This is a genomic window from Rhizobium indicum (assembly GCF_005862305.2).
Lineage (GTDB): Bacteria > Pseudomonadota > Alphaproteobacteria > Rhizobiales > Rhizobiaceae > Rhizobium > Rhizobium indicum.
In genome coordinates this window covers 3,239,191-3,260,521 of record NZ_CP054021.1, presented here as the reverse complement: position 1 = coordinate 3,260,521, position 21,331 = coordinate 3,239,191, and the positions used below count along the sequence as shown (strand labels likewise).

Annotated in this window: 18 protein-coding genes and 1 riboswitch; of the genes, 8 read left to right on the top strand and 10 right to left on the bottom strand. The window is 61.1% G+C overall.

From position 1 onward, the window contains the following. The first annotated feature begins 5 nt into the window (after positions 1–5). Entirely contained in the window at positions 6–1,004 is a 999-nt protein-coding gene (locus FFM53_RS15935; RefSeq protein ID WP_064650841.1) for a LacI family DNA-binding transcriptional regulator, read from the top strand. A 102-nt stretch (positions 1,005–1,106) separates the two neighbouring features. After that, positions 1,107–3,350, top strand: coding sequence for a glycoside hydrolase family 2 protein (locus tag FFM53_RS15930; RefSeq protein ID WP_138390640.1), 2,244 nt, complete (start codon positions 1,107–1,109; stop codon positions 3,348–3,350). A gap of 6 nt (positions 3,351–3,356) precedes the next feature. Here FFM53_RS15930 and FFM53_RS15925 read toward each other — a convergent pair whose 3' ends face one another. The 4 genes from FFM53_RS15925 to FFM53_RS15910 form a co-directional block, all read right to left on the bottom strand. Beyond that, complete coding sequence (locus FFM53_RS15925; RefSeq protein WP_130765134.1) at positions 3,357–4,472, bottom strand: ABC transporter ATP-binding protein; 1,116 nt, start codon at positions 4,470–4,472, stop codon at positions 3,357–3,359. A 3-nt stretch (positions 4,473–4,475) separates the two neighbouring features. Continuing rightward, entirely contained in the window at positions 4,476–5,456 is a 981-nt protein-coding gene (locus FFM53_RS15920; protein ID WP_138391247.1) for a carbohydrate ABC transporter permease, read from the bottom strand. Then, positions 5,453–6,403, bottom strand: coding sequence for a carbohydrate ABC transporter permease (locus tag FFM53_RS15915; RefSeq protein ID WP_138391246.1), 951 nt, complete (start codon positions 6,401–6,403; stop codon positions 5,453–5,455). The genes FFM53_RS15920 and FFM53_RS15915 overlap by 4 nt, the downstream gene beginning before the upstream one ends. 128 nt (positions 6,404–6,531) lie before the next feature. Then, positions 6,532–7,791 carry an ABC transporter substrate-binding protein gene (locus FFM53_RS15910; RefSeq protein ID WP_173883595.1) on the bottom strand — a complete coding sequence of 420 codons (1,260 nt, stop codon included), beginning with the start codon at positions 7,789–7,791 and terminating at the stop codon, positions 6,532–6,534. A gap of 307 nt (positions 7,792–8,098) precedes the next feature. Here FFM53_RS15910 and FFM53_RS15905 point away from each other — a divergent pair, with 307 nt between their 5' ends. From FFM53_RS15905 to queE, 4 genes are all read left to right on the top strand, one after another. After that, entirely contained in the window at positions 8,099–9,151 is a 1,053-nt protein-coding gene (locus FFM53_RS15905; RefSeq protein WP_138391140.1) for a LacI family DNA-binding transcriptional regulator, read from the top strand. Positions 9,152–9,324: 173 nt separating this feature from the next. Next, positions 9,325–10,035: a 7-cyano-7-deazaguanine synthase QueC gene (gene queC / locus FFM53_RS15900; RefSeq protein ID WP_138391141.1), complete on the top strand. Its 711-nt coding sequence runs from the start codon at positions 9,325–9,327 to the stop codon at positions 10,033–10,035. Beyond that, the gene (gene queD / locus FFM53_RS15895) at positions 10,035–10,391 is read left to right on the top strand and encodes a 6-carboxytetrahydropterin synthase QueD (protein ID WP_138334979.1); all 357 of its coding nucleotides are present in this window, start codon (positions 10,035–10,037) and stop codon (positions 10,389–10,391) included. The genes queC and queD overlap by 1 nt, the downstream gene beginning before the upstream one ends. Next, positions 10,388–11,116 carry a 7-carboxy-7-deazaguanine synthase QueE gene (gene queE / locus FFM53_RS15890; protein ID WP_138391142.1) on the top strand — a complete coding sequence of 243 codons (729 nt, stop codon included), beginning with the start codon at positions 10,388–10,390 and terminating at the stop codon, positions 11,114–11,116. Before queD ends, queE begins: the two co-directional genes overlap by 4 nt. Before the next feature lies 1 nt (position 11,117). On the opposite strand, the gene FFM53_RS15885 is transcribed toward queE, so the two are convergent. From FFM53_RS15885 to FFM53_RS15860, 6 genes are all read right to left on the bottom strand, one after another. Beyond that, on the bottom strand, positions 11,118–12,344 hold the full coding sequence (locus tag FFM53_RS15885) for an adenylate/guanylate cyclase domain-containing protein (protein ID WP_138391143.1): 1,227 nt from the start codon (positions 12,342–12,344) through the stop codon (positions 11,118–11,120). A 103-nt stretch (positions 12,345–12,447) separates the two neighbouring features. Then, positions 12,448–13,422 (bottom strand): class 1b ribonucleoside-diphosphate reductase subunit beta, encoded by a 975-nt coding sequence (gene nrdF / locus FFM53_RS15880; protein WP_138391144.1) that lies wholly within the window; start codon positions 13,420–13,422, stop codon positions 12,448–12,450. A gap of 175 nt (positions 13,423–13,597) precedes the next feature. Next, positions 13,598–15,802: a class 1b ribonucleoside-diphosphate reductase subunit alpha gene (gene nrdE / locus FFM53_RS15875; protein WP_138391145.1), complete on the bottom strand. Its 2,205-nt coding sequence runs from the start codon at positions 15,800–15,802 to the stop codon at positions 13,598–13,600. Then, complete coding sequence (nrdI, locus tag FFM53_RS15870) at positions 15,781–16,185, bottom strand: class Ib ribonucleoside-diphosphate reductase assembly flavoprotein NrdI (protein ID WP_138334974.1); 405 nt, start codon at positions 16,183–16,185, stop codon at positions 15,781–15,783. Before nrdI ends, nrdE begins: the two co-directional genes overlap by 22 nt. Before the next feature lie 14 nt (positions 16,186–16,199). After that, positions 16,200–16,421 carry a glutaredoxin-like protein NrdH gene (nrdH, locus tag FFM53_RS15865; RefSeq protein ID WP_018243700.1) on the bottom strand — a complete coding sequence of 74 codons (222 nt, stop codon included), beginning with the start codon at positions 16,419–16,421 and terminating at the stop codon, positions 16,200–16,202. Positions 16,422–16,701: 280 nt separating this feature from the next. Then, a riboswitch (cobalamin riboswitch) is annotated at positions 16,702–16,927 on the bottom strand. A 243-nt stretch (positions 16,928–17,170) separates the two neighbouring features. Next, positions 17,171–19,441 (bottom strand): heavy metal translocating P-type ATPase, encoded by a 2,271-nt coding sequence (locus tag FFM53_RS15860; protein WP_138391146.1) that lies wholly within the window; start codon positions 19,439–19,441, stop codon positions 17,171–17,173. 71 nt (positions 19,442–19,512) lie between these two features. Between FFM53_RS15860 and FFM53_RS15855 the strand changes: the two genes are divergently transcribed. Both FFM53_RS15855 and FFM53_RS15850 read left to right on the top strand, forming a co-directional pair. Then, positions 19,513–19,935, top strand: coding sequence for a MerR family transcriptional regulator (locus tag FFM53_RS15855; protein ID WP_138391147.1), 423 nt, complete (start codon positions 19,513–19,515; stop codon positions 19,933–19,935). 170 nt (positions 19,936–20,105) lie between these two features. Beyond that, a complete protein-coding gene (locus FFM53_RS15850) occupies positions 20,106–21,314 on the top strand; it encodes a TIGR03862 family flavoprotein (protein ID WP_138391164.1) in 1,209 nt (402 codons plus the stop codon). The last annotated feature ends 17 nt before the right edge of the window (positions 21,315–21,331 follow it).

Here is a 21,331-nt window from a genome sequence, read left to right as displayed (position 1 = left end):
AGAAGATGAGCGGTATGAGCAGACGGCGGATCACCTCGAAGGAACTGGCGAAACTCGCCGGCGTCTCCTCCGCCACCATTTCCCGCGCCTTCTCGCCGGATTCGCGCATCGGCAGCGCGACGCGCGACCGCATCCTCGCCGTCGCGCGTGAACATGGCTACCAACCGAACGCGATCGCCCGCTCACTGAATAACCAGCGGTCGCGCCTTGTCGCTCTGGTCGTCAATGCGATCGGCAACCCTTGCGAGGCCGAGGAGCAGCAGCTTCTCGTCCACCGTCTGCAGGCAAGACAATTGCTGCCGATCATCCTCTGCTGCGCCGATCATTCCGACCGGCTGCAGCTGATGCGCCTTGCCTCCACCTATCAGGTCGATCACGTCGTCGTCTTTTCCGACATGGTGTCGATGCAGGATGCGGTCGATATTTTCCACACGACGAAGCCGATCATCGTCTCCTTCGAGCCGCTCGACAACGAAAGCGTCTCCAGCATCCGCATCGACGGCGCTGAGGCCGCGGACGAGATCATCGACAAGATTGTCCGCGACGGCAAGAAGCGTTTCGCCTACCTCTCCGGCACCAATTCAAGCTGGATCGACAAACTCAGGCGAAAATGGTTCGCCGATGCGCTGGCCAAGCGCGGCCTTTCCTTCGAAGCGCAGGCCTTCGGCGATTATTCTTATGATTCCGGCTTCAAGGAAGCCGTGCTCCTGCTGCACCGTGACAAGGTCGACGCCATCATCTGCGGCAACGACGTCATGGCGATCGGCGCACGCGATGCAGCCCGCCGAGTGCTTGGCAAGAACACGCCTGATGATATCGCCATCGTCGGCCAGGACGGCATCGCTATGGCCGCCTGGGATTGCAACGACCTGACCACGCTGAGCCTCGACCACGTTGCCTTCATTGATGCCGTCGTCGAACTGATCGAACGCCATGACGCCGAGATCGAAGGCCCGCACAGCATCACGCTCACCTGCACCGCCCGCTGGGGCTCGACCGCCTAACAGCTCGCATACCCATTGCATCAAGGAGGAATAGTATGACTCAATTTTCACGCGCCGAAAGGCGCCGCACCGTCCCTGATGCTGTAACCGGGAGAGTTTGAAATGCGTTCCGTCGTTTCCTTCAACGAAGGCTGGAGTTTCCATGAGGGCTTCGGCCAGCGTTTGCTCGAAGCTTTCGATGCGGCCAAGTCGGTCAGCCTGCCGCATACCGCTGTCGAACTGCCCTTCAGCTATTTCGACGAGACCAGCTATCAGCGCGCCTTCACCTATCAGAAGGTGCTGCGCTGGCTGCCGGAGTTCGAAGGCCGCGAAGTCTCGCTCGTCTTCGACGCCGCCATGGCCGACAGCGTCGTCTATCTGAACGGCGAGGAAATCATTGCCCATAAGGACGGTTATACCCCCTTCGAGGCCCGCCTCACCGGCAAGCTCGTCAAGGGCGAGAACCTCGTCACCGTCAAGATCGACGGCAGCGAGAATCCCGACATTCCGCCTTTCGGCGGCCGCATCGATTATCTGACCTATGCCGGCATCTACCGCGACGTCTGGCTGAAGGTTACCGACCCGGTCTCGATCCGCAATCTCAAGATCGAAACCACCGACGTTCTTCGCCCGGAGAAATCGGCGACCATACGCGTCGACATCGCCAATCCCGAGGGCCGCAGCTTCTCGGCGACCGTCACCGCCACGCTGAAGCAGGCCGACGGCACGGTGGTCGCCACTGCCGCGACCGAAACGATCGGCAGCCGCACCACGCTCTCCTTTGGTGGCCTCACCGGCATCGCCCTCTGGGACATCACCGATCCCACGCTCTATGACGTCACCGTCGAGCTGAGGACCGAACACGGCTCCGACCGTGTCTCAACCAGGTTCGGCTTCCGCACCGCCGAATTCACGCCGGAAGGTTTCCTCCTCAACGGCAAGCCATTGAAGCTGCGCGGCCTCAACCGTCATCAGGCCTTCCCCTATGTCGGTTATGCCGCCGGCCGCTCCGCCCAGGAGCGCGATGCCGACATCATGAAGACGGTGCTGAAGTGCAATATCGTCCGCACCTCGCATTATCCGCAGTCGAAATGGTTCCTCGACCGATGCGACACAATCGGTCTGCTGGTTTTCGAGGAGATCCCCGGCTGGCAGCATATCGGCGATGCCGACTGGCAGCAGGAATCGATCGAGAACGTCCGCCGCATGATCGAGCGCGACTGGAACCACCCCTCGATCATCATCTGGGGCGTGCGCATCAACGAATCGCAGGATAATCACGATTTCTACGCCGAGACCAATCGCCTCGCCCGTGAACTCGACAGCACCCGCCAGACCGGCGGCGTGCGTTATCTCACCGAGAGCGAGCTGCTCGAAGACGTCTACACGATGAACGACTTCATCCTCGGCAATGAAGAGCTGCCGGGCGCCAACCGCCCACGCACCGCGCTGCGCGCTCAGCAGGAAAATACCGGACTGTCCCACAAGGTGCCGTACCTCATCACCGAGTTCAACGGCCACATGCACCCGACGAAGATTTATGACCAGGAGCAGCGCCAGGCCGAGCATGTGCGCCGGCACCTTGATGTACTGAATGCCGCCTATGGCGACCCTGATATCTCCGGCGCCATCGGCTGGTGCATGTTCGATTACAACACCCACAAGGATTTCGGCTCCGGCGACCGCATCTGCTATCACGGCGTGATGGACATGTTCCGCGAGCCGAAATTCGCGGCCTATGCCTATATCAGCCAGTGCGACCCTTCCGAGGAGATCGTCATGAAGCCGGTGACCTTCTGGGCGCGCGGCGAACGCAATATCGGCGGCGTGCTGCCGCTGATCATCCTGACCAACTGCGACGAGGTGGAGCTGCAATATGGCTCGCTCAGCAAGCGCATCGGTCCGGACCGCGAAAACTACCCGCATCTGCCGCATCCGCCCGTTGTGCTCGACCATCGGCACTTTACCGCCGACGAGCTCGGCACCTGGGGTCTCGAATGGATCGACGGCACCTTCACCGGTTATATCGGCGGGGAGCCGGTGGCCAGCCTGACGCTGGCGGCCGATCCGCTGCCCACGACCCTGGAAGTCGTTGCCGACAGCTCGACGCTGAGGGCACGCGAACGCGACAGCACGCGCGTCATCATCCGCGCCCTCGACCAGCGCGGCCAGCGCCTGCCCTTCATGAACGACAGCATTTCGCTGAAGGTTCACGGCCCGGCAAGGATCGTCGGCCCGACCAACGTGCCACTGCAGGGCGGCACTGCCGGCTTCTGGCTGGAGGCGACAGGGTTCACCGGCGAGATCACCGTCGAAGCGGTCTCCTCGCGTTTCGCGCCGGTGACGCTCGGTGTGACGGCCGCCTGACGGCCATCACGCAATCCGCGCCTGTGTTTCCGGATCGAAGAAGACGGCCTTGTCGAGATTGAAGGCGAGGCGGGTATTTTGTCCTGGCGCGATGCCTGTATCGGCGCGCAGGCGGGCGACGACAGATTTGCCGCCGAGCTTGGTGACGGCGAAGGTGTCGGAGCCGGCCGGTTCGACCACCTCGATCAGGCAATCGCCCTCGGTCAGCGAGCGCGCCTTGCGGTCGGCGCCATCGGGGTCGGTCAAGGCCTCCGGGCGGATGCCGAAGATCACCTGCCTGCCGGTATAGGCGGTCAGACCGTCATTGCCTGATATGACCGGCAGTTTGAGCGGGGCGGCATTCGGCCGCTCCAGCGAGACTTCGAGCCCGCCGGCGCCGTTCTCGACGGTGGCGTTGAGCAGGTTCATCGCCGGCGATCCCATGAAGTCGGCGACGAAGATATTGGAGGGGCTGTTATAGATCTCGGCCGGTGTGCCGAACTGCTGCAGCACGCCGTCCTTCAGCACGGCGATCTTGGTCGCCAGCGTCATCGCCTCGATCTGGTCGTGGGTGACATAGACGAAGGTGGTGCCCATGCGCTGATGCAGCCGCTTGATCTCGGTGCGCATGTCGACCCGCAGCTTGGCGTCGAGATTGGAGAGCGGCTCGTCGAACAGGAAGACCTGCGGATTGCGCACCAGCGCCCTTCCCATGGCGACACGCTGGCGCTGGCCGCCCGACAGCTGGCTCGGCTTGCGGTCGAGCAGGTGGCCGATCTGCAGCATGTCGGAGACTTGGGCGATCGCCCTGGCACGCTCCTCCTTGGGCACGCCGCGGATCTCCATGCCGAAGGCGATGTTGCCCGCCACCGTCATGTTCGGATAGAGCGCATAGGACTGGAACACCATGGCGATGTCGCGCTTGGAGGGATGCAGCCCGCTGATGTCGCGCCCGTCGATCTTGATATCGCCTGAGGTGATCGTCTCCAGCCCGGCAATGGTGTTGAGCAGCGTGGACTTGCCGCAGCCGGACGGGCCGACCAGCACGAGAAAGCCGCCCTTTTCGAGTTCGAGGTCGATCCCCTTGAGAATGTCGACGGCGCCGAAGCGCTTTTTGAGACCGGAGATTTCGAGGAAGGCCATGGATTACCCTTTGACAGCGCCCGCCATCAGACCGCGCACGAAGTAGCGGCCGGCGAGGATATAGACGATGAGCGTCGGCACGGCGGCGATCATCGCCGCCGCCATGTTGACATTGTATTCGACCACCCCGGTCGAGGTGTTGACGACATTGTTCAGCGCCACCGTCATCGGCATGGTGTCACCGGTGCCGGCGTAAGCCGAGGCAAACAGGAAGTCGTTCCAGATATTGGTGAACTGGTAGATCACCGTGACGACGATGATCGGCAGCGAGTTCGGCAGCATGATGCGGCGGAAGATCTGGAAGAAGCTGGCGCCATCGACCTGGGCGGCCCTGACCAGCTCGGTCGGAAAGGCCTCGTAGAAATTGCGGAAGAACAGCGTCGTGAAGCCCAAGCCATAGACGACATGCACGAAGACCAGATTGACCGTCGGATTGCCGAAGCCGAAGTTGAAGCCCGTGGTATTCTGCAGCGTCATGCCGAAGCGGCCGAGGGAGCCCAGGATCGTTGCCATCGGCAACAGCACTGACTGGAACGGGATGAAGCAGGCAAACAGCATCAGCCCGAACACCAGCGTGTGGCCGGGGAAGCGCCATTTGGTCAGCACATAACCGTTCAGCGCCCCCATGATGGTGGAGATCGCGACAGCCGGCACGACCATCTTGATCGAGTTCCAGAAGTAACCCTTGATGCCGGCGCAGGTGAGCCCGACGCAGGTCTCGCCCCAGGCCTTGATCCAGGGATCGAAGGTCGGCGATTGCGGCAGCGCCAGCATGTTGCCGTTCTGGATCTCGTCCATGGTCTTGAACGAGGTGGTGAGCATGACGAAGAGCGGCATCAGATAGAGGACGGCGAAGACCAGCAGCAGGCCGTAGATGACGGTGCGGCCGATCCAGCGGGTGTTGCTGTTCTTGTTGTCGTTTCTGCTGTCGCTGGTCTGCGGCAGCGTTGCCGAGGTTGCTATCGGAGAGGTCACGCTGCTCATCGCGCCTTCTCCTTCAGTTCGGAATAGAGATAGGGAACGATGATCGCCGAGATCGTCATCAGCATGATGATGGCGCTGGCCGAGCCGACGGCCATCTCGTTGCGCTTGAAAGTGTATTCATACATGAAGTTCGACGGCAGCCAGGCCGAGCCGCCGGGGCCGCCCGAGGTCAGCGCCACCACGAGGTCGTAGGACTTGATCGCCATATGGGCGAGCACGATGAAGGCCGACAGAAAGATCGGCCGCAGCAGCGGAATGACGATGCGCCGATAGAGCTGGAATGGCGAAGCGCCGTCGATCTGGGCGGCCTTCATGATCTCGCCGTCGATGCCGCGCAGACCCGCCAGGAACATCGCCATGACGAAGCCGGACGCCTGCCAGACGCCGGCGATGACGACGGTGTAGATGACGAAGTCCTTGTTCTTGATCCAGTCGAAGTGGAAGCTCGTCCAGCCAAAATGGTGCAGCGTCTGTTCTAGCCCGAGGCCGGGATCGAGGAACCATTTCCAGGCAACGCCTGTCACGATGAAGGAGAGCGCCATCGGATAGAGGAAGATCGGCCGCAACACGCTCTCGCCGCGGATCTTCTGGTCGAGCAGGATGGCGAGGAAGAGACCGAGCACCAGGCAGATACCGATATAGAGGAAGCCGAAGATCGCCATGTTGGTGATCGAGGTGTACCAGGAGGACGGCGGATCGCTCTCGAAGGTCCAGCGCCACAGCCGCTGATAGGCGCGTGCTCCGGTCAGCGCATAGGAGGGAAAGGTCTTGGAATTGGTGAACGACAGATAGGCCGTCCAGACGATGAAGCCGTAGACGAAGATGATGGTGATGACGAAGCTCGGCGCCAAGACGATCTTCGGCAGCGCATCCTGCAGCCGGCCACGAATGGATGCTCTTGTCCCGCGCGTTGTGATCGCGGGTTCTGTTGTCGCAACGGTGCTCATGGAATGTCATCTCCTCCCCACAATCGGCCCTGCATGATCGTCCGGGCATGATTGTCCGCGCATGATCGGCGCGGAGCCTGAAGCTTCCCCGCGGAGCACGCGGGGAAGCATTGTCATCACACGTGATCTCAGCGGGCGTCGTCGATCGCCTGGACGAGCTGCTTGACGGCTTCGTCAGAGGTCTTGATCTGGCCGTGGACGAACTTCGAGACGACATCCTTGTAGGCATTGGCGATGGCCGGCGGTGCGCCATAGCCTTGCGCCAGCGAACCGAACAGCGTGCCGCCTTCGTTGGCTGCCTTCAGGTCGGCGATGCCCTTCTTGCCGCAAGCGTCGAAGTCGGTGTCGGGAACGTCGGTACGAGCCGGCACCGAACCCTTGACGACGTTGAAGGCCGACTGGAAGCTCTTCGACAGCGTCGCGGTTGCCAGCGCCACCTGGGCGGCCTTGCGGTCATCAGGAACGTTGAACATGCCGAACATGTCGGAGTTGTAGACCACGCTGCCGTCGGTGCCGGGGAAGCGGTAGCAGAGGAAGTCGGTGTCCGGCGTCTTCTTGGCGGCGACGAATTCGCCCTTGGCCCAGTCGCCCATCACCTGCACCAGCGCGTCACCCTTGATGACCATGGCCGTTGCCAGGTTCCAGTCACGGCCCGAGAAGTTCGGGTCGACATATTTGATGATTGTCGCCAGATTGTCGAAGGACTTCTTCATCGTGTCGGACTTCAGCGATTCATCGTCGAGGTCGTTGAAGGCCTTCTTGTAGAACTCCGGACCGCCGGTCGACAGCACGATGGAATCGAACATCGTCGCTTCCTGCCAGTTCTGGCCGCCAAGGGCGAGCGGGATCACGCCGGCTGCCTTGGCCTTGTCGAGCAGGGCGATCAGCTCGTCGAAGGTCTTCGGCTGGGTGCCGCCGATCTTGTCCATCACAGCCTTGTTGATCCACAGCCAGTTGACCGAGTGCACGTTGACGGGGGCAGCAACCCACTTGCCGTCATAGACCGAGAACTTCTGCAGGGCTGCCGGAACCGACTTGTCCCAGCCTTCCTTCTTCGCCGTCTCGGTCAGATCGCCCATGACGCCGGCCTGGGCATAATCGAGCACGGTATAACCCAGCATCTGCGAGGCTGTCGGATAGGTGCCGGCCGCAACCATCGCCTTCAGCGCCGTCATCGCCGCATCGCCGCCACCGCCGGCAACAGGAACGTCCTTCCAGGCAAAACCTTCCTTCGAAAGATCCTGCTTCAGGACGTTCAGCGCCGCTGCCTCGCCTCCAGACGTCCACCAGTGCAGCATCTGCACTTCCTTCACGTCGGCGGCGCGGGCAGCACTGAGGCCAGCCATCATCACGACAGCAATAGCTGCCGAGCTCAAAAACTTGTTCATGAATTTCCTCCCGTTTGCAAATCGGCGGCGGGACCTCCCTGCCGCCCGATGCTTCCCGCCATTGCAGCGGTCAGCATACGGCCGCGCTCCTCCGCGCGGTTGCTAATTTAAAACGTTATAAATCTTTGGTCGTCAAGCCCTTTCTCGACTCCCGAGAAAAATATGGTTATTTCACTAAGATACTGAATATATTTCATATTTAATCTATGGCTAACAAAACGCTAAAATTTAAAACGTTTCCATTCGTCGATTGCGCGCCCGATTCATCGTGTTATGGTATCGGCAATTCCAGCATGGAAAGCCAAGGGTGACCGAACCGTCCCGGCCGCAACGCGGCGAAAATCTCGATATCACGCATAAGCGCGGCAAGCCGACCTTGCGAACGATCGCCACGATCGCCGGTCTTGCGGTGACGACGGTGTCACGGGCGCTTTCCGATGCGCCGCAGATTTCGCTCGAGACCCGCCAACGCGTGCACCGTATCGCCCGCGAGATCGGCTACCTTCCTGATCGGGCCGCGCAGCGTCTGAAGACCGGCCGCACCAACGTCATCGCCATCCTGCTCGATTCGCACGAGGAAGTGGTCGGTTTCAGCACCTCGATCATGTACGGCATCGCCAAGGCGCTGAAGGAGACCTCCTACCATCTTGTCGTCGCCCCGAACTTCCTGTCGACGACCGATGTCGAGGCGGCTGAATACATCATCCGAAATCACCTCGCCGACGGGCTGATCTTCACGCGCACCGAACCGCTCGATGCCCGCGTCCGCCTGCTGCTCGAGACCGGCTTTCCCTTCATCTGTCATGGCCGCACCGAATTTTCGACGCAGCACCCCTATGTCGACTACGACAATTTCACCTTTGCCTATGAGGCGACGCGCCGGCTGATCGCTAAGGGCCGCAAAAAGGCGGCAGTCATCCTGCCGCCGAAACGGCTGACCTTCTGCCAGCATATCCTGCATGGCTTTATGACGGCGGTGCGCGAGGCAGGCATCGCCTATGAGATCCCCGAGGCGGTCGATCTCGATACGCCGGCAGACGTGCTGCGCGACTTCATTCGCAGCCGCGCTGATGACCCGGATGCTCCTGATGGTTTCATCTGCCCCGGCGAAGTTTCGGCGCTTGCCGTCATCAGCGGCATGAGCGATGCCGGCCGCATACTGGCCGTCGATTACGATATCGTCGCCAAGGAGACGTCCCGCCTTCTCAGCCAGTTGCAGCCCAAGGTCGACACGATCCACGAGGACCTGACGGCGGCCGGCGAGGATCTGGGACGCATGCTGCTGCAGCGCATCAACAATCCGGATGCCGAGGATCTGCAACTCCTGCTGCCGCCGCAGATCAACTTTCCGATCGGTTAGACGACCTCGCGTTGGCATCAAACCTCGAGCCACGAAAACCGCAGTGAAATCAACGTCATCTCATCCCTTAGTGACGCTGACGCTTCAAAACTGTTTCCATAACGCGTGATTTGTCCTAGAAGCACCGCGCAATCCGGTCGCAGCCCACCCGGTCAAAACAAGGGATCCAAAATATGAAAACCATCGTCGTCTGCTCCGGCGGACTGGACTCCGTTACGCTTGCCCACAAGGTAGCAGCGGAACAACAGCTTATCGGTCTCGTATCCTTCGACTACGGCCAACGGCATCGCAAGGAACTCGACTTCGCCGCCAGATGTGCCTCACGCCTCTCCGTTCCCCATCATATCATCGACATCGCCAGCATCGGCGGCCATCTCAGCGGATCGGCCCTGACCGACAATGTCGAGGTTCCGGACGGCCACTACGCCGAGGAGACAATGAAAGCCACCGTCGTGCCCAACCGCAATGCCATCATGCTGGCAATCGCATTCGGTTTGGCGGCCGCGCAAAAAGCAGATGCCGTTGCCGTCGCCGTGCATGGCGGCGACCACTTCATTTACCCGGACTGCCGGCCGGGCTTCATCGATGCTTTCCAGCGCATGCAGAACGAAGCGCTGGAAGGTTATGCGAGCGTGAAACTGCTTGCCCCATACGTCGATGTCTCCAAAGCAGCGATCGTGGTTGACGGCGAAAAACACGGCACGCCGTTTTCGGAGACATGGTCCTGCTACAAAGGCGGCGAGCGCCACTGCGGGCGCTGCGGAACCTGTGTGGAACGTCGCGAAGCGTTCCATCTTGCCGGCGTCCCCGATCCCACGGAATACGAAGACCGCGATTTCTGGAAAGCGGCCGTGTCTCGATATTCGGCCACGGAGGTGCGTTGATGTACCGCATCACCAAGGAGTTTCATCTCTCCGCCTCCCATCAATTGGATCACCTGCCTACCGACCATCAATGTGCTCGGCTTCACGGGCACAACTACGTCGTCATCGTCGAGCTGGCTGCGGAAAGCCTGAATGATGATGGCTTCGTACGTGACTATCACGACCTCTCACCGCTCAAGCGCTATATCGACGAAACTTTCGATCATCGTCACCTGAACGACGTCTTCGGCCATTCGAAAGTCACGTCGGAATTTCTGGCAAGGCACTTTTACGACTGGTGCAAGCAGCGCTTCCCGGAGACATCGTCCGTTCGCGTCAGCGAGACGCCGAAAACCTGGGCGGAGTACAGGCCGTGAGCGTGGGGACCATTCGCGTCAGCGAGATCTTTGGCCCGACCATACAGGGTGAAGGCGTCTTGATTGGGCTGCCGACGGTGTTCGTCAGGACAGGCGGCTGTGACTATCGGTGTTCCTGGTGCGACAGCCTTCACGCCGTCGACAGCGCGTTCCGGGATCAATGGATTCCTATGTCCACTGAGGCGGTCTGGCATAAGGTCACCGAACTCTCCGGGGGCAAACCACTGACGGTTTCCCTTTCCGGAGGCAATCCGGCGATACAGCCCTTGAGGCCGCTGGTCGAGCTCGGCCATTCCCAGGGATACCGCTTTGCACTGGAAACGCAGGGAAGCGTAGCCCAGGCCTGGTTTCGCGATCTCGACATCCTTGTCATCAGCCCTAAACCGCCATCCAGCGGAATGCTGACGGATTGGGACCAGGTGGACTACTGTCTTCAACTGGCAGCCGGCGGTCCGGAGATCGCCTTGAAGATCGTCATCTTCGACGATGCCGACTACGAATTCGCCCAACGGGCGGGTGAGCGCTATCCCCAAATTCCACTGTTCCTCCAACCAGGCAACCACACCCCGCCGCTGCCCGATGACGACGACGCAGGCATCGATATCGACGGCGTGATGGATCGCATGCACTGGCTTGTCGACAAGGTGACGGCCGACCAATGGTTTTCAGCCCGCGTACTGCCCCAACTGCACGTGCTGCTTTGGGGAAACAAGCGAGGGGTCTGAGCTACCTGGCCTCTGGAAAGGCGAAAACATCGACCGGCTCGCCGAGCCCGCGCAGCGGGAAGGTGCCGAGACTGTCCATCTCCTCCGCACAGCCCGCCATTTCGACGAAGGCCCGCGACAGGAGTACCGGCCGCTTGACCTCCTTGGTCAGGGTTTCCAGCCGCGAGGCGACATTGACCGCCGGGCCGATGACGGTGAAATCGAGCCGCCGGCGCGAGCCGATATTGCCGTACATGACGTCGCCGACATGCACGCCGACGCCGTAGCGCAGCGGTTCGCGTCCGTTGCCCGCATACTGCTGGTTCAATTGCGCCATCAACCCCTGCCCTTCGCGGATCGACTGCAGCAGATCGTGACAGGCCGTTTCCTTGCTCAGCGGGAAGATCGCCAGCAATCCGTCGCCCATGAACTTCAGGATCTCTCCGCCATAGCGTTCGATCGGGTCCGACATGGCGTCGAAATAATCATTGAGCAGATGGATGACATCGTCGCGCGGCCAGAGATCGGAGATCGCCGTAAAGTCGCGCAGGTCGCAGATCATGATTGCCGCACCGACGGTCGCACCGCTGCCGCGCGTCGTGACGCCCGCCAGGATCTGTTCGCTCGCATGCGGTCCGACATACGTCTGCAGCAGCGTGCGCGCCATGATGTTCTTCAGCCGAATTTCGCTGACGAGCGTCAAGGCCGGCAGCAGATCACGCAGGAAATCGACATGCTCGCTCGTAAAACCGCCGGGCCGGCTGGTGGAAAATGTCGCGACGTGCCGTTTGCCGAAAGTATGCTCGAGCGGCCAGGCGATATACTCCGTGAGGCCGTCATCGCGCAGTTCCTGATAGAATGAATCCTCGTCGCCGTCGGCTGTGCCTTCCAGCTGTCTACGCACCTCCTCCGAACCCTGATGGATCGCGTTGACGGGACTCTTCAGGAACTCCGGCGTGTTTTCGACACCATAGGCGAAAGTGTTGATCTTCGCCTCTGCCAGGCCTTCCTTCCAGAGGATGCGGGCGCCGATCCATTGCGGATGGTTCGTCCTGAAATGCAATGTCACCCGCGCCACCGGCACTCCTGATGCCAAAAGCTTCTCGCACATTTCCACCAGGATATTGTCGATGAACCGCTCGCCGCGCGTATCGTTCACCAGCCAGTCGAGAATCCGTCTTCTGCGGATCGGCCAGACGCCCTCTTCCGCTTCGACGGCAGTCCCGGCCTTGTTCAAAAAAGACGACATCAAAAACTCCCGCTACGCCACATCACCGGCGAGGACCGAATTTAGTTCCGCTGAATGTGGGCGATGAGAGAGCAAATGATAAGAGGCAGACGCCGATCAAGCCTCAGAAATCCCAGTCTTCGTCCTCGGTCGCGACAGCCTTGCCGATGACATAGGAGGAGCCGGAGCCGGAGAAGAAGTCGTGGTTCTCGTCGGCATTCGGCGAAAGTGCCGACAGGATCGCCGGATTGACCTTGCAGGCCTCACCCGGGAACAACGCCTCATAGCCGAGGTTCATCAGCGCCTTGTTGGCATTGTAATGCAGGAATTTCTTGACGTCCTCGGTCAACCCGACACCGTCATAGAGCGCTTCGGTATATTTCGCCTCGTTGTCATAGAGTTCGAGCAGCAGCTCGAAGGCGAAATCCTTGATCTCCTGCCTTCTCTCCTCGCCGAGGCGTTCCAGCCCGCGCTGGAACTTGTAGCCGATATAATAGCCGTGCACCGCCTCGTCGCGGATGATCAGCCGGATCATGTCGGCCGTGTTGGTCAGCTTGGCGCGGCTCGACCAATACATTGGCAGGTAGAAGCCGGAATAGAACAGGAAGCTTTCGAGGAAGACGCTCGCAACCTTCTTCTTCAACGGATCGCCGGAGCGATACTGCTCCATGATCAGCGCCGATTTCCGCTGCAGGAACTCGTTCTCCTCCGACCAGCGATAGGCATCGTCGACATCCGGCGTCGAGCACAGCGTCGAGAAGATCGACGAATAGGAGCGCGCATGCACCGCCTCCATGAAGGAGATGTTGGAAAGCACCGCCTCCTCATGCTGCGTCACCGCATCCTCCATCAGCCGGATGGAACCGACGCCATTCTGGATCGTGTCGAGCAACGTCAAGCCGGTGAAGACGCGGATGGTCAGCTGCTGCTCGGTTGGCGTCAGCGTCGCCCAAGAAGGAATGTCGTTCGAAAGCGGCACTTTCTCCGGCAGCCAGAAATTGCCGGTGAGCCGGTTCCAGACTTCGAGATCCTTATCGTCCTCGATGCGGTTCCAATTGATGGCGCGCACGCGAGAAGCGGGTTGGATTTGCATGTTCATTAGGTGGTCCCTCTTGAGGAATATGTCTCGGCGCCCCCTCATCCGCCTGCCGGCAACTTCTCCCCACTGGGGAGAAGAGACTTGTGGCAGCGTCATCCCCAACCAAGTCCCCTCTCCCCGTCAGACGGGAAGAGGGTTAGGGTGAGGGGCAAATGCTCCGGAGCGAAATATCAAATTACAGCGTACAAGACACGCAGCCCTGCACCTCGGTGCCGGACAGCGCCATCTGGCGAAGGCGGATGTAGTAGATCGTCTTGATGCCCTTCTTCCAGGCATGGATCTGCGCCTTGTTGATGTCGCGCGTCGTTGCCGTGTCGCGGAAGAACAAGGTCAGCGACAGGCCCTGGTCGACATGCTGGGTCGCCGCCGCATAGGTGTCGATGATCTTCTCCGGCCCGATCTCGTAGGCATCCTGATAATAGTCGAGATTGTCGTTGGTCATGAACGGCGCCGGATAATAGACGCGGCCGATCTTGCCTTCCTTGCGGATCTCGATCTTCGAGACGATCGGATGGATCGAGGAGGTCGAGTGGTTGATGTAGGAGATCGACCCTGTCGGCGGCACCGCCTGCAGGTTCTGGTTATAGAGGCCGGAAGCCATCACCGCCTTCTTCAGTGCCGCCCAATCTTCCTGCGTCGGAATGTGGATGCCCGCCGTCTCGAACAGTGCCTTCACCTTTTCCGTCGCCGGCTCCCAGGGCCGGTCGGTATATTTGTCGAAATATTCGCCGGAGGCATATTTCGAGTTCTCGAAGCCCTTGAAGCTCGCGCCGCGTTCGACCGCCAAAAGGTTCGAGGCGCGGATCGCGTGATAGGTCACCGTGTAGAAATAGATGTTGGTGAAGTCGACGCCTTCCTCGGAGCCGTAGAAGATGCGTTCACGAGCGAGATAGCCGTGCAGGTTCATCTGGCCGAGGCCGATCGCATGGCTCTCGTCATTGCCCTTCTCGATCGAGGGAACCGAGGAAATGTGACTCATGTCGGAAACGGCCGTCAGCGCCCGGATCGAGGTCTCGATCGTCTTGCCGAAATCGGCCGAATCCATTGCCGCCGCGATATTCAGCGAGCCGAGATTGCAGGAAATATCCTTGCCGAGATGTTTGTAGGAAAGGTCGTCATTATATTCGCTCGCCTCGCTCACCTGCAGGATCTCCGAGCAGAGATTGCTCATCGAAATACGCCCGGCGATCGGGTTCGCCCGGTTCACCGTGTCCTCGAACATGATGTAGGGGTAGCCGCTCTCGAACTGGATTTCGGCAAGCACCTGAAAGAATTCGCGCGCCTTGATCTTCTTCTTGGAGATGCGGGCATCATCAGCCATCTCGCGGTACTTTTCCGTCACCGAAATCTCGGTGAAGGGTACGCCATAGACGCGCTCCACGTCATAGGGCGAGAAAAGATACATATCCTCGTTGTTCTTGGCTAGCTCGAAGGTGATATCGGGCACGACGACGCCGAGCGACAGCGTCTTGATGCGGATCTTCTCGTCGGCATTTTCGCGCTTGGTGTCGAGGAAGCGCATGATGTCGGGGTGGTGGGCGTTGAGATAGACCGCACCTGCCCCCTGCCGCGCGCCGAGCTGGTTGGCGTAGGAGAAGCTATCTTCGAGCAGCTTCATGACAGGGATGATGCCTGAGGACTGGTTCTCGATATGCTTGATCGGCGCGCCTGCCTCGCGGATATTCGTCAGCGACAGCGCCACGCCGCCGCCGCGCTTCGACAATTGCAGCGCCGAATTGATCGACCGACCGATCGATTCCATATTGTCCTCGACGCGCAGCAGGAAGCAGGAAACCAGTTCGCCGCGCTGCTTCTTGCCGGCGTTGAGGAAGGTCGGCGTTGCCGGCTGGAAGCGGCCGGAAATGATCTCGTCGACCATGTCGCGGGCAAGGGCCTCGTCGCCGCGCGCCAAGGCCAGAGCCACCATGCAGATGCGGTCCTCATAGCGCTCGAGATAGCGCTTTCCGTCGAAGGTCTTCAGCGTATAGCTGGTGTAATATTTGAAGGCGCCGAGGAAGGTTGGGAAACGAAATTTCTTGGCATAGGCTTGGTCGAACAGATCCCGCACGAAATTGAAGGAATACTGGTCGAGAACCTCCTGCTCGTAATAACCCTCGGTCACGAGGTAATCGAGCTTTTCCCTCAGATTGTGGAAGAACACCGTGTTCTGGTTTACATGCTGCAGGAAATATTGCTTGGCAGCCATTCGATCCTTGTCGAGCTGGATCCGCCCCTCATCGTCATAGAGGTTCAGCATCGCGTTCAGCGCGTGATAGTCGAGGGTTTCGGCTGCCTTCGACGGCCTCTCCCCGGCGGGCTGAGCAATAGTGTGATGCGGTTTTGCGCCCGCATCCCGCGTCAGGTTTGTTCCCGTGTCCAAAATCGTTCCATTCCGTGTTTGACCTTGGCGACGTCGTCTTCGGTGCCCATGAGCTCGAACCGGTAAAGGTACGGCACCTGGCATTTCTGCGAGACCACGTTGCCGGCGAGCCCGTATGTCTCGCCGAAATTGCTATTGCCCGCGGCGATTACGCCGCGGATGTGTCCGCGGTTTTCCGCATCGTTGAGGAAACGGATCACCTGCTTGGGAACGGCGCCCTTGCCGCCGTCGCCGCTATAGGTCGGCACGATCAGCACGAAGGGTTCGCGGATATGGAATGCGTCTGCGCCACCTGGCGGAATGCGCGCCGCGCGCAGTCCGAGCTTGACGACGAACCGATGGGTGTTCTCGGATCGGCTGGAATAATAGACGATCAGGCCCATCGCTTGTCCTCACGTCAAGAGAGCGCGCTGATCATGTCGGGACGGAAGCCCGCCCAATGCTGCTCGCCGGCGATGACGACGGGCGCCTGCATGTAGCCGAGGCTGCGGACGCGATCGAGCGCTTCGGCATCCTGCGAGATATCGACGATGTCATAATCGACACCCAACCGGTCGAGGGCGCGGTAGGTGGCAGTGCACTGGACGCAGGCAGGCTTGCTGTAGACGGTAATGGTCATGATATTCCTCGTGACGATGCAATTGGGCGCAGGACATCGATCGGAAATCTGTCGATATCCGTCGAAAAATTCTCTGATGATTTGAGCTATGCGGCTGTTTAGCCGCTGGGCGTACTCCGCCCTCTACCTCTAACGGGTGGCGGCCTGAACTGAGATACTGACATGACTTCACCCCGAAGTGGCTCAATACGAAGGTTTCAGGGGCGGAGGTTCGGGCCTGCGAAACGCGACGCGGAGATTCCCCGCAGCCATGCAACGCGACCTTCCGGACACCCCGCCCGTGGACGTTTCGTTCGAGGCAGGTCTCCTGGCTCACGGGTCAAAGCACCCTGCCCCAGCCTTCCCGGAGCATCATGCTCCAGTGACCTGAAATCGGACAGTTGCTCGCCGCTTACAGTTGCGGGGGCAGCTCCGGCATTGCCGCGCCATGATGGCGAAGCGCACCGAATTCCCGTCTTAGCCGTCGATCCTCACGAATCGAGGGAACCTCGAACACTAGATATAGTACGCCAATCCAAATTCGCGTCAACGGATGGTTTGTGCATTGCGTTACGACAGGTTTGAAATCGCTACGTTCCTGTGAAAAACATGGCTAACCAACGCTTAAAGAAAGCAGGCTGTGGAGAAAGTCCCGATGAGGAGAGCCAATCTATGGCCGGTCCCGCGATTTTCGATTCGAGATCGGGCCCGAATCGTTGACGGGAGATCCCACCGGTGATGAGCGCCGGAGGGATGACGTCCAGGAATGTTCATATCTTTATTCGAAGCAGCCGCAGCGCATTGATCGTCACCAGCACGGTGGCGCCGGTATCGGCGAGGATCGCTGGCCAGAGCCCGGTGATGCCGGCGATCGTCGTCACCAGAAACACCGCCTTCAGCCCGAGTGCGATAGTGATGTTCTGCAGGATGTTGCGCATCGTTCGCTTGGAAAGTTCGATCATCCGCGCCACGTCGCCGACGCGTCCGTGCAGCACGGCGGCATCCGCCGTCTCCAGCGCCACATCGGTGCCGCCACCCATAGCAATGCCGATATCGGCCGCCGCCAGGGCCGGAGCATCGTTGATGCCGTCGCCGACCTTGGCGACGACGAAGCCCTGGCGCTTCAATTCGCCGACGACCCGCTGCTTGTCTTCCGGCATCATCTCACCGCGCCAGTCGATGCCGAGCATGCCGGCAACGGCTGCTGCCGTCCGCTTGTTGTCGCCCGTCAACATTATCGCCTTGACGCCTGCTGATTTGAGGGCAGCGAGCCCGGCCTCGGCATCCTCGCGCGGCTCGTCGCGCATGGCGATCAGGCCGACCGCAACACCGTTGACGAGCAGCACCGACACGCTCTTGCCCTCGTCGTTCAGCGCCGTAATGCGTGCATCCTGTTCCGCGCCGAGCGTTCCGCGCTCGCGGGCGGCGGGCGGCGACAGCAGATCCAGCGCCTCGCCGCCGACTTTGCCGCTGACACCCTTGCCCGGCAGCGCTTCCAGCTCGAAGGCCGGCGGCACGGGAACGCCGTCCGCCTTGGCGCGGTTGAGGATCGCCAGCGCCAGCGGATGGCTGGAACCCTGCTCCAGCACCGCCGCGCGCGACAGCACCTGCGCCTCGCTCAGGCCAAAGGAAATGATGTCAGTCACCTGCGGCTTGCCTTCCGTCAGCGTGCCTGTTTTGTCGAAGGCGACCATCGTCACCTTGCCGAGCGTTTCCAGCACCGCGCCGCCCTTCATCAGCAGCCCGCGCCGCGCACCGGATGAAAGCGAGGCGGCGATCGCCGCCGGCGTCGAGATGACGAGCGCGCAGGGGCAGCCGATCAAAAGGATCGCAAGGCCCTTATAGACCCATTCGCCCCACGGCCCAGCAAACAGCAGCGGCGGAACGACCGCGACCAGCGCTGCGACCACGACCACGCCGGGTGTGTAATAGCGCGAGAACCGATCGATGAAGCGTTCGGTCGGCGCCTTCGATTCCTGAGCTTCCTCCACCAGCTTGACGACGCGGGCGATGGTATTGTCGGCGGCAGCCGCCGTGACGCGAACCCTGAGCACCGCATCGCCATTCACCGTGCCGGCAAAAACGACGGCATCAATGCCCTTGCGTACCGGCGTGCTCTCGCCCGTCACCGGCGCCTCATCGATCGCGCTCTCGCCTGAAATGATAATGCCGTCCGCCGAGATCCGATCGCCAGGACGAACCATGATGATGGCACCGACCGAAAGGCTTTCCGCCGCCACCTCCCGTGTCTGGCCATTGTCTTCGAGCAGCGCGTTCTTCGGCACCAGACCCGTCAGCGACTGGATGCTTTCCCGCGCCTTGCCCGCTGCCACCCCTTCCAGCAGCTCGCCGACGAGGAACAGAAACACGACAGTTGCCGCCTCTTCGCCGGCATTGATGATGACGGCGCCGACGGCGGCGATCGTCATCAGCATCTCGATCGAAAACGGTGTGCCTGAGAAGGCGGCCATGATGGCGCGCCGAGCGATCGGCACCAGCCCGATCAGCATGGCGACGATGAAGGCATAGGATGCAATCGCCGGCACGAGATGGCCGACGGCATAGGCGGCAACGAGTGCCGCCCCCGAAAGGATGGTCAGCCGGCCCTTCCTGCTTTGCCACCAGGGACCGGCCATTGGCGCATGGTCGTGCCCGTGCAACCCCTCGATTTCCTGCTCGCCGTGATCGTGAGAATGGTCATGGTCATGGCTATGGCCTGCATGATCGTGCCCTTCATGGTCGTGGTCATGGCCCGCGTGATCGCCGTGATCATGTCCGTGGTCCTGACGATTCTGTGGGCTCGCATGCGCAGGCGCAGCACTTCCAGCAAGCGGCGCGACGGAATAGCCGAGCCCGGTCACCTTCTTCTCGATCGCCTTGAGATCACTGCTGCCATCGTGCCGCACGGTCATCGTGCCCGCCATCACCGAAACGGAAACATCGGCGACACCCGCCAAGCGTCTGACCGCCGTATCGATCTTGGTTGCGCAGGAGGCGCAATCCATGCCGCCAACCCGGTATCGTGTCTCGCTCTCAGCCATGATCCGCTTCCTTGTCAAATAGAAGCATCCCTCCTACATCCTCTAGCGACTAGAGGTGCAAGAGGAAAATCATGAAAAAGATCACGATCGGTGAAGCCGCCCGCCAAAGCGGCGTCAAGGTGCCGACGGTCCGCTATTATGAGAGCATCGGCCTGCTCGCAGCGCCGAGCCGCAGCGAGAGCAATCAGCGCTCCTTCGAACCCGCCGATATCAGCCGCCTCGCCTTCATCCGCCACGCCCGCGAGCTCGGCTTCGAGATCGAGGCGATCCGCACGCTGCTCACCCTGCAGGACGATCCGCACCAGTCCTGCGCCTCGGCCGACGCCATCGCCAAGGCCCGCCTCATCGAGGTCGAGCAGCGCATCCGCAGCCTGATGGCGCTGAAGGCCGAGCTGGAAATCATGGTGGAAGGCTGCGGCCACGGCCGCGTCGACCAATGCCGCGTCATCGAGGTGCTAGCCGACCACGGCCAGTGCACGCATCCGCACCACTAGAGCATTTCCGTTTTTCTTCGAATCACGAAAATGCTCTATCTCTTTGTTTTCCCGCAATTCCGGACGGAAAACCGCTTCACACTTTTCCTGGAATTGCTCTAATCCCTGCCCTTGCAGGCAATCCGAGCCCGCGCCAAAACTGCATGCAGACAGAATCGGGCGAGACATCAATGAACCAGAAGCAGATTGCAATCATCGGCGGCGGCCCGGCGGGTCTCGCGGCTGCCGAACTGCTTTCCCGTTCCGGTCATGCGGTGACCGTCTATGACGCCATGCCGACCTTTGCCCGCAAGTTCCTGCTGGCCGGCAAATCCGGTCTCAACATCACCCATTCCGAGGATTACGCCCGCTTCATCACGCGCTTCGGCGCGGCTTTCGCCCGCCTGCAAACCGCTCTTGATGCCTTTACCCCTGATGACATCAGGGATTGGGCAGCAGGGCTCGGCACCGACACCTTCGTCGGCTCGTCCGGCCGGGTTTTCCCGAAGGTGATGAAGGCTTCGCCTTTGCTGCGCGCCTGGCTCAGGCGGCTGGAGGCGCAGGGCGTCACGCTGCGCACCCGCCACCGCTGGGCCGGTTTTGCCGAAAACGGCTATGCTTTCGAAACGCCCGAAGGGCGCAGCATCGTCCATTGCAACGCAGCCTTGCTCGCGCTCGGCGGCGCAAGCTGGCCGCGCCTCGGCTCCGATGCTGCCTGGGTGCCTTGGCTGGTCGGCAGGGGTGTGGAAATTGCCACTTTTCAACCCGCCAATTGCGGCTTCGTGGTCGGCTGGCGCGGGAACTTCAGCGAGCGTTTCGCCGGCGAGCCGGTAAAATCAGTCACCGCCACGTCCGAGGCCGGCACTTTTCCCGGCGAATTCGTCATCACCGGCAGCGGCATCGAAGGCAGCCTCGTCTATACCCATACGGCCGCGTTGCGCGACCGGCTGCTGAACCATGGCAGCGCCGTCCTGACGCTCGACCTCACACCCGGCCGCACCATCGAGAGGCTGAGCCGCGACCTTGCGCGGCAGGATGCCAAGTCGAGCTTTTCAAACCGCCTGCGCAAGGGCGCCGGCCTCGACGGCGTCAAAGCGGCGCTGCTGCGCGAACTCGCTCCCGAGCGCGACCGAACCGATCCGGAGCGTCTCGCCGGCATGATCAAGGCCCTGCCGGTGCCGGTGATCGAAACCCGGCCGATCGGCGAGGCGATCTCCTCGGCCGGCGGCATCCGCTGGAGCGGCATCGACGAAAACTTCATGTTGAAGGCGCTGCCGGGCACCTTCGTTGCCGGCGAAATGCTCGACTGGGAGGCGCCGACCGGCGGCTACCTCCTCACCGCCTGCCTGGCGACCGGCCGGGCGGCGGCCCGCGGCATAGAAGCCTGGTTGCAACACTAGACGCTGGCAGTCATCAG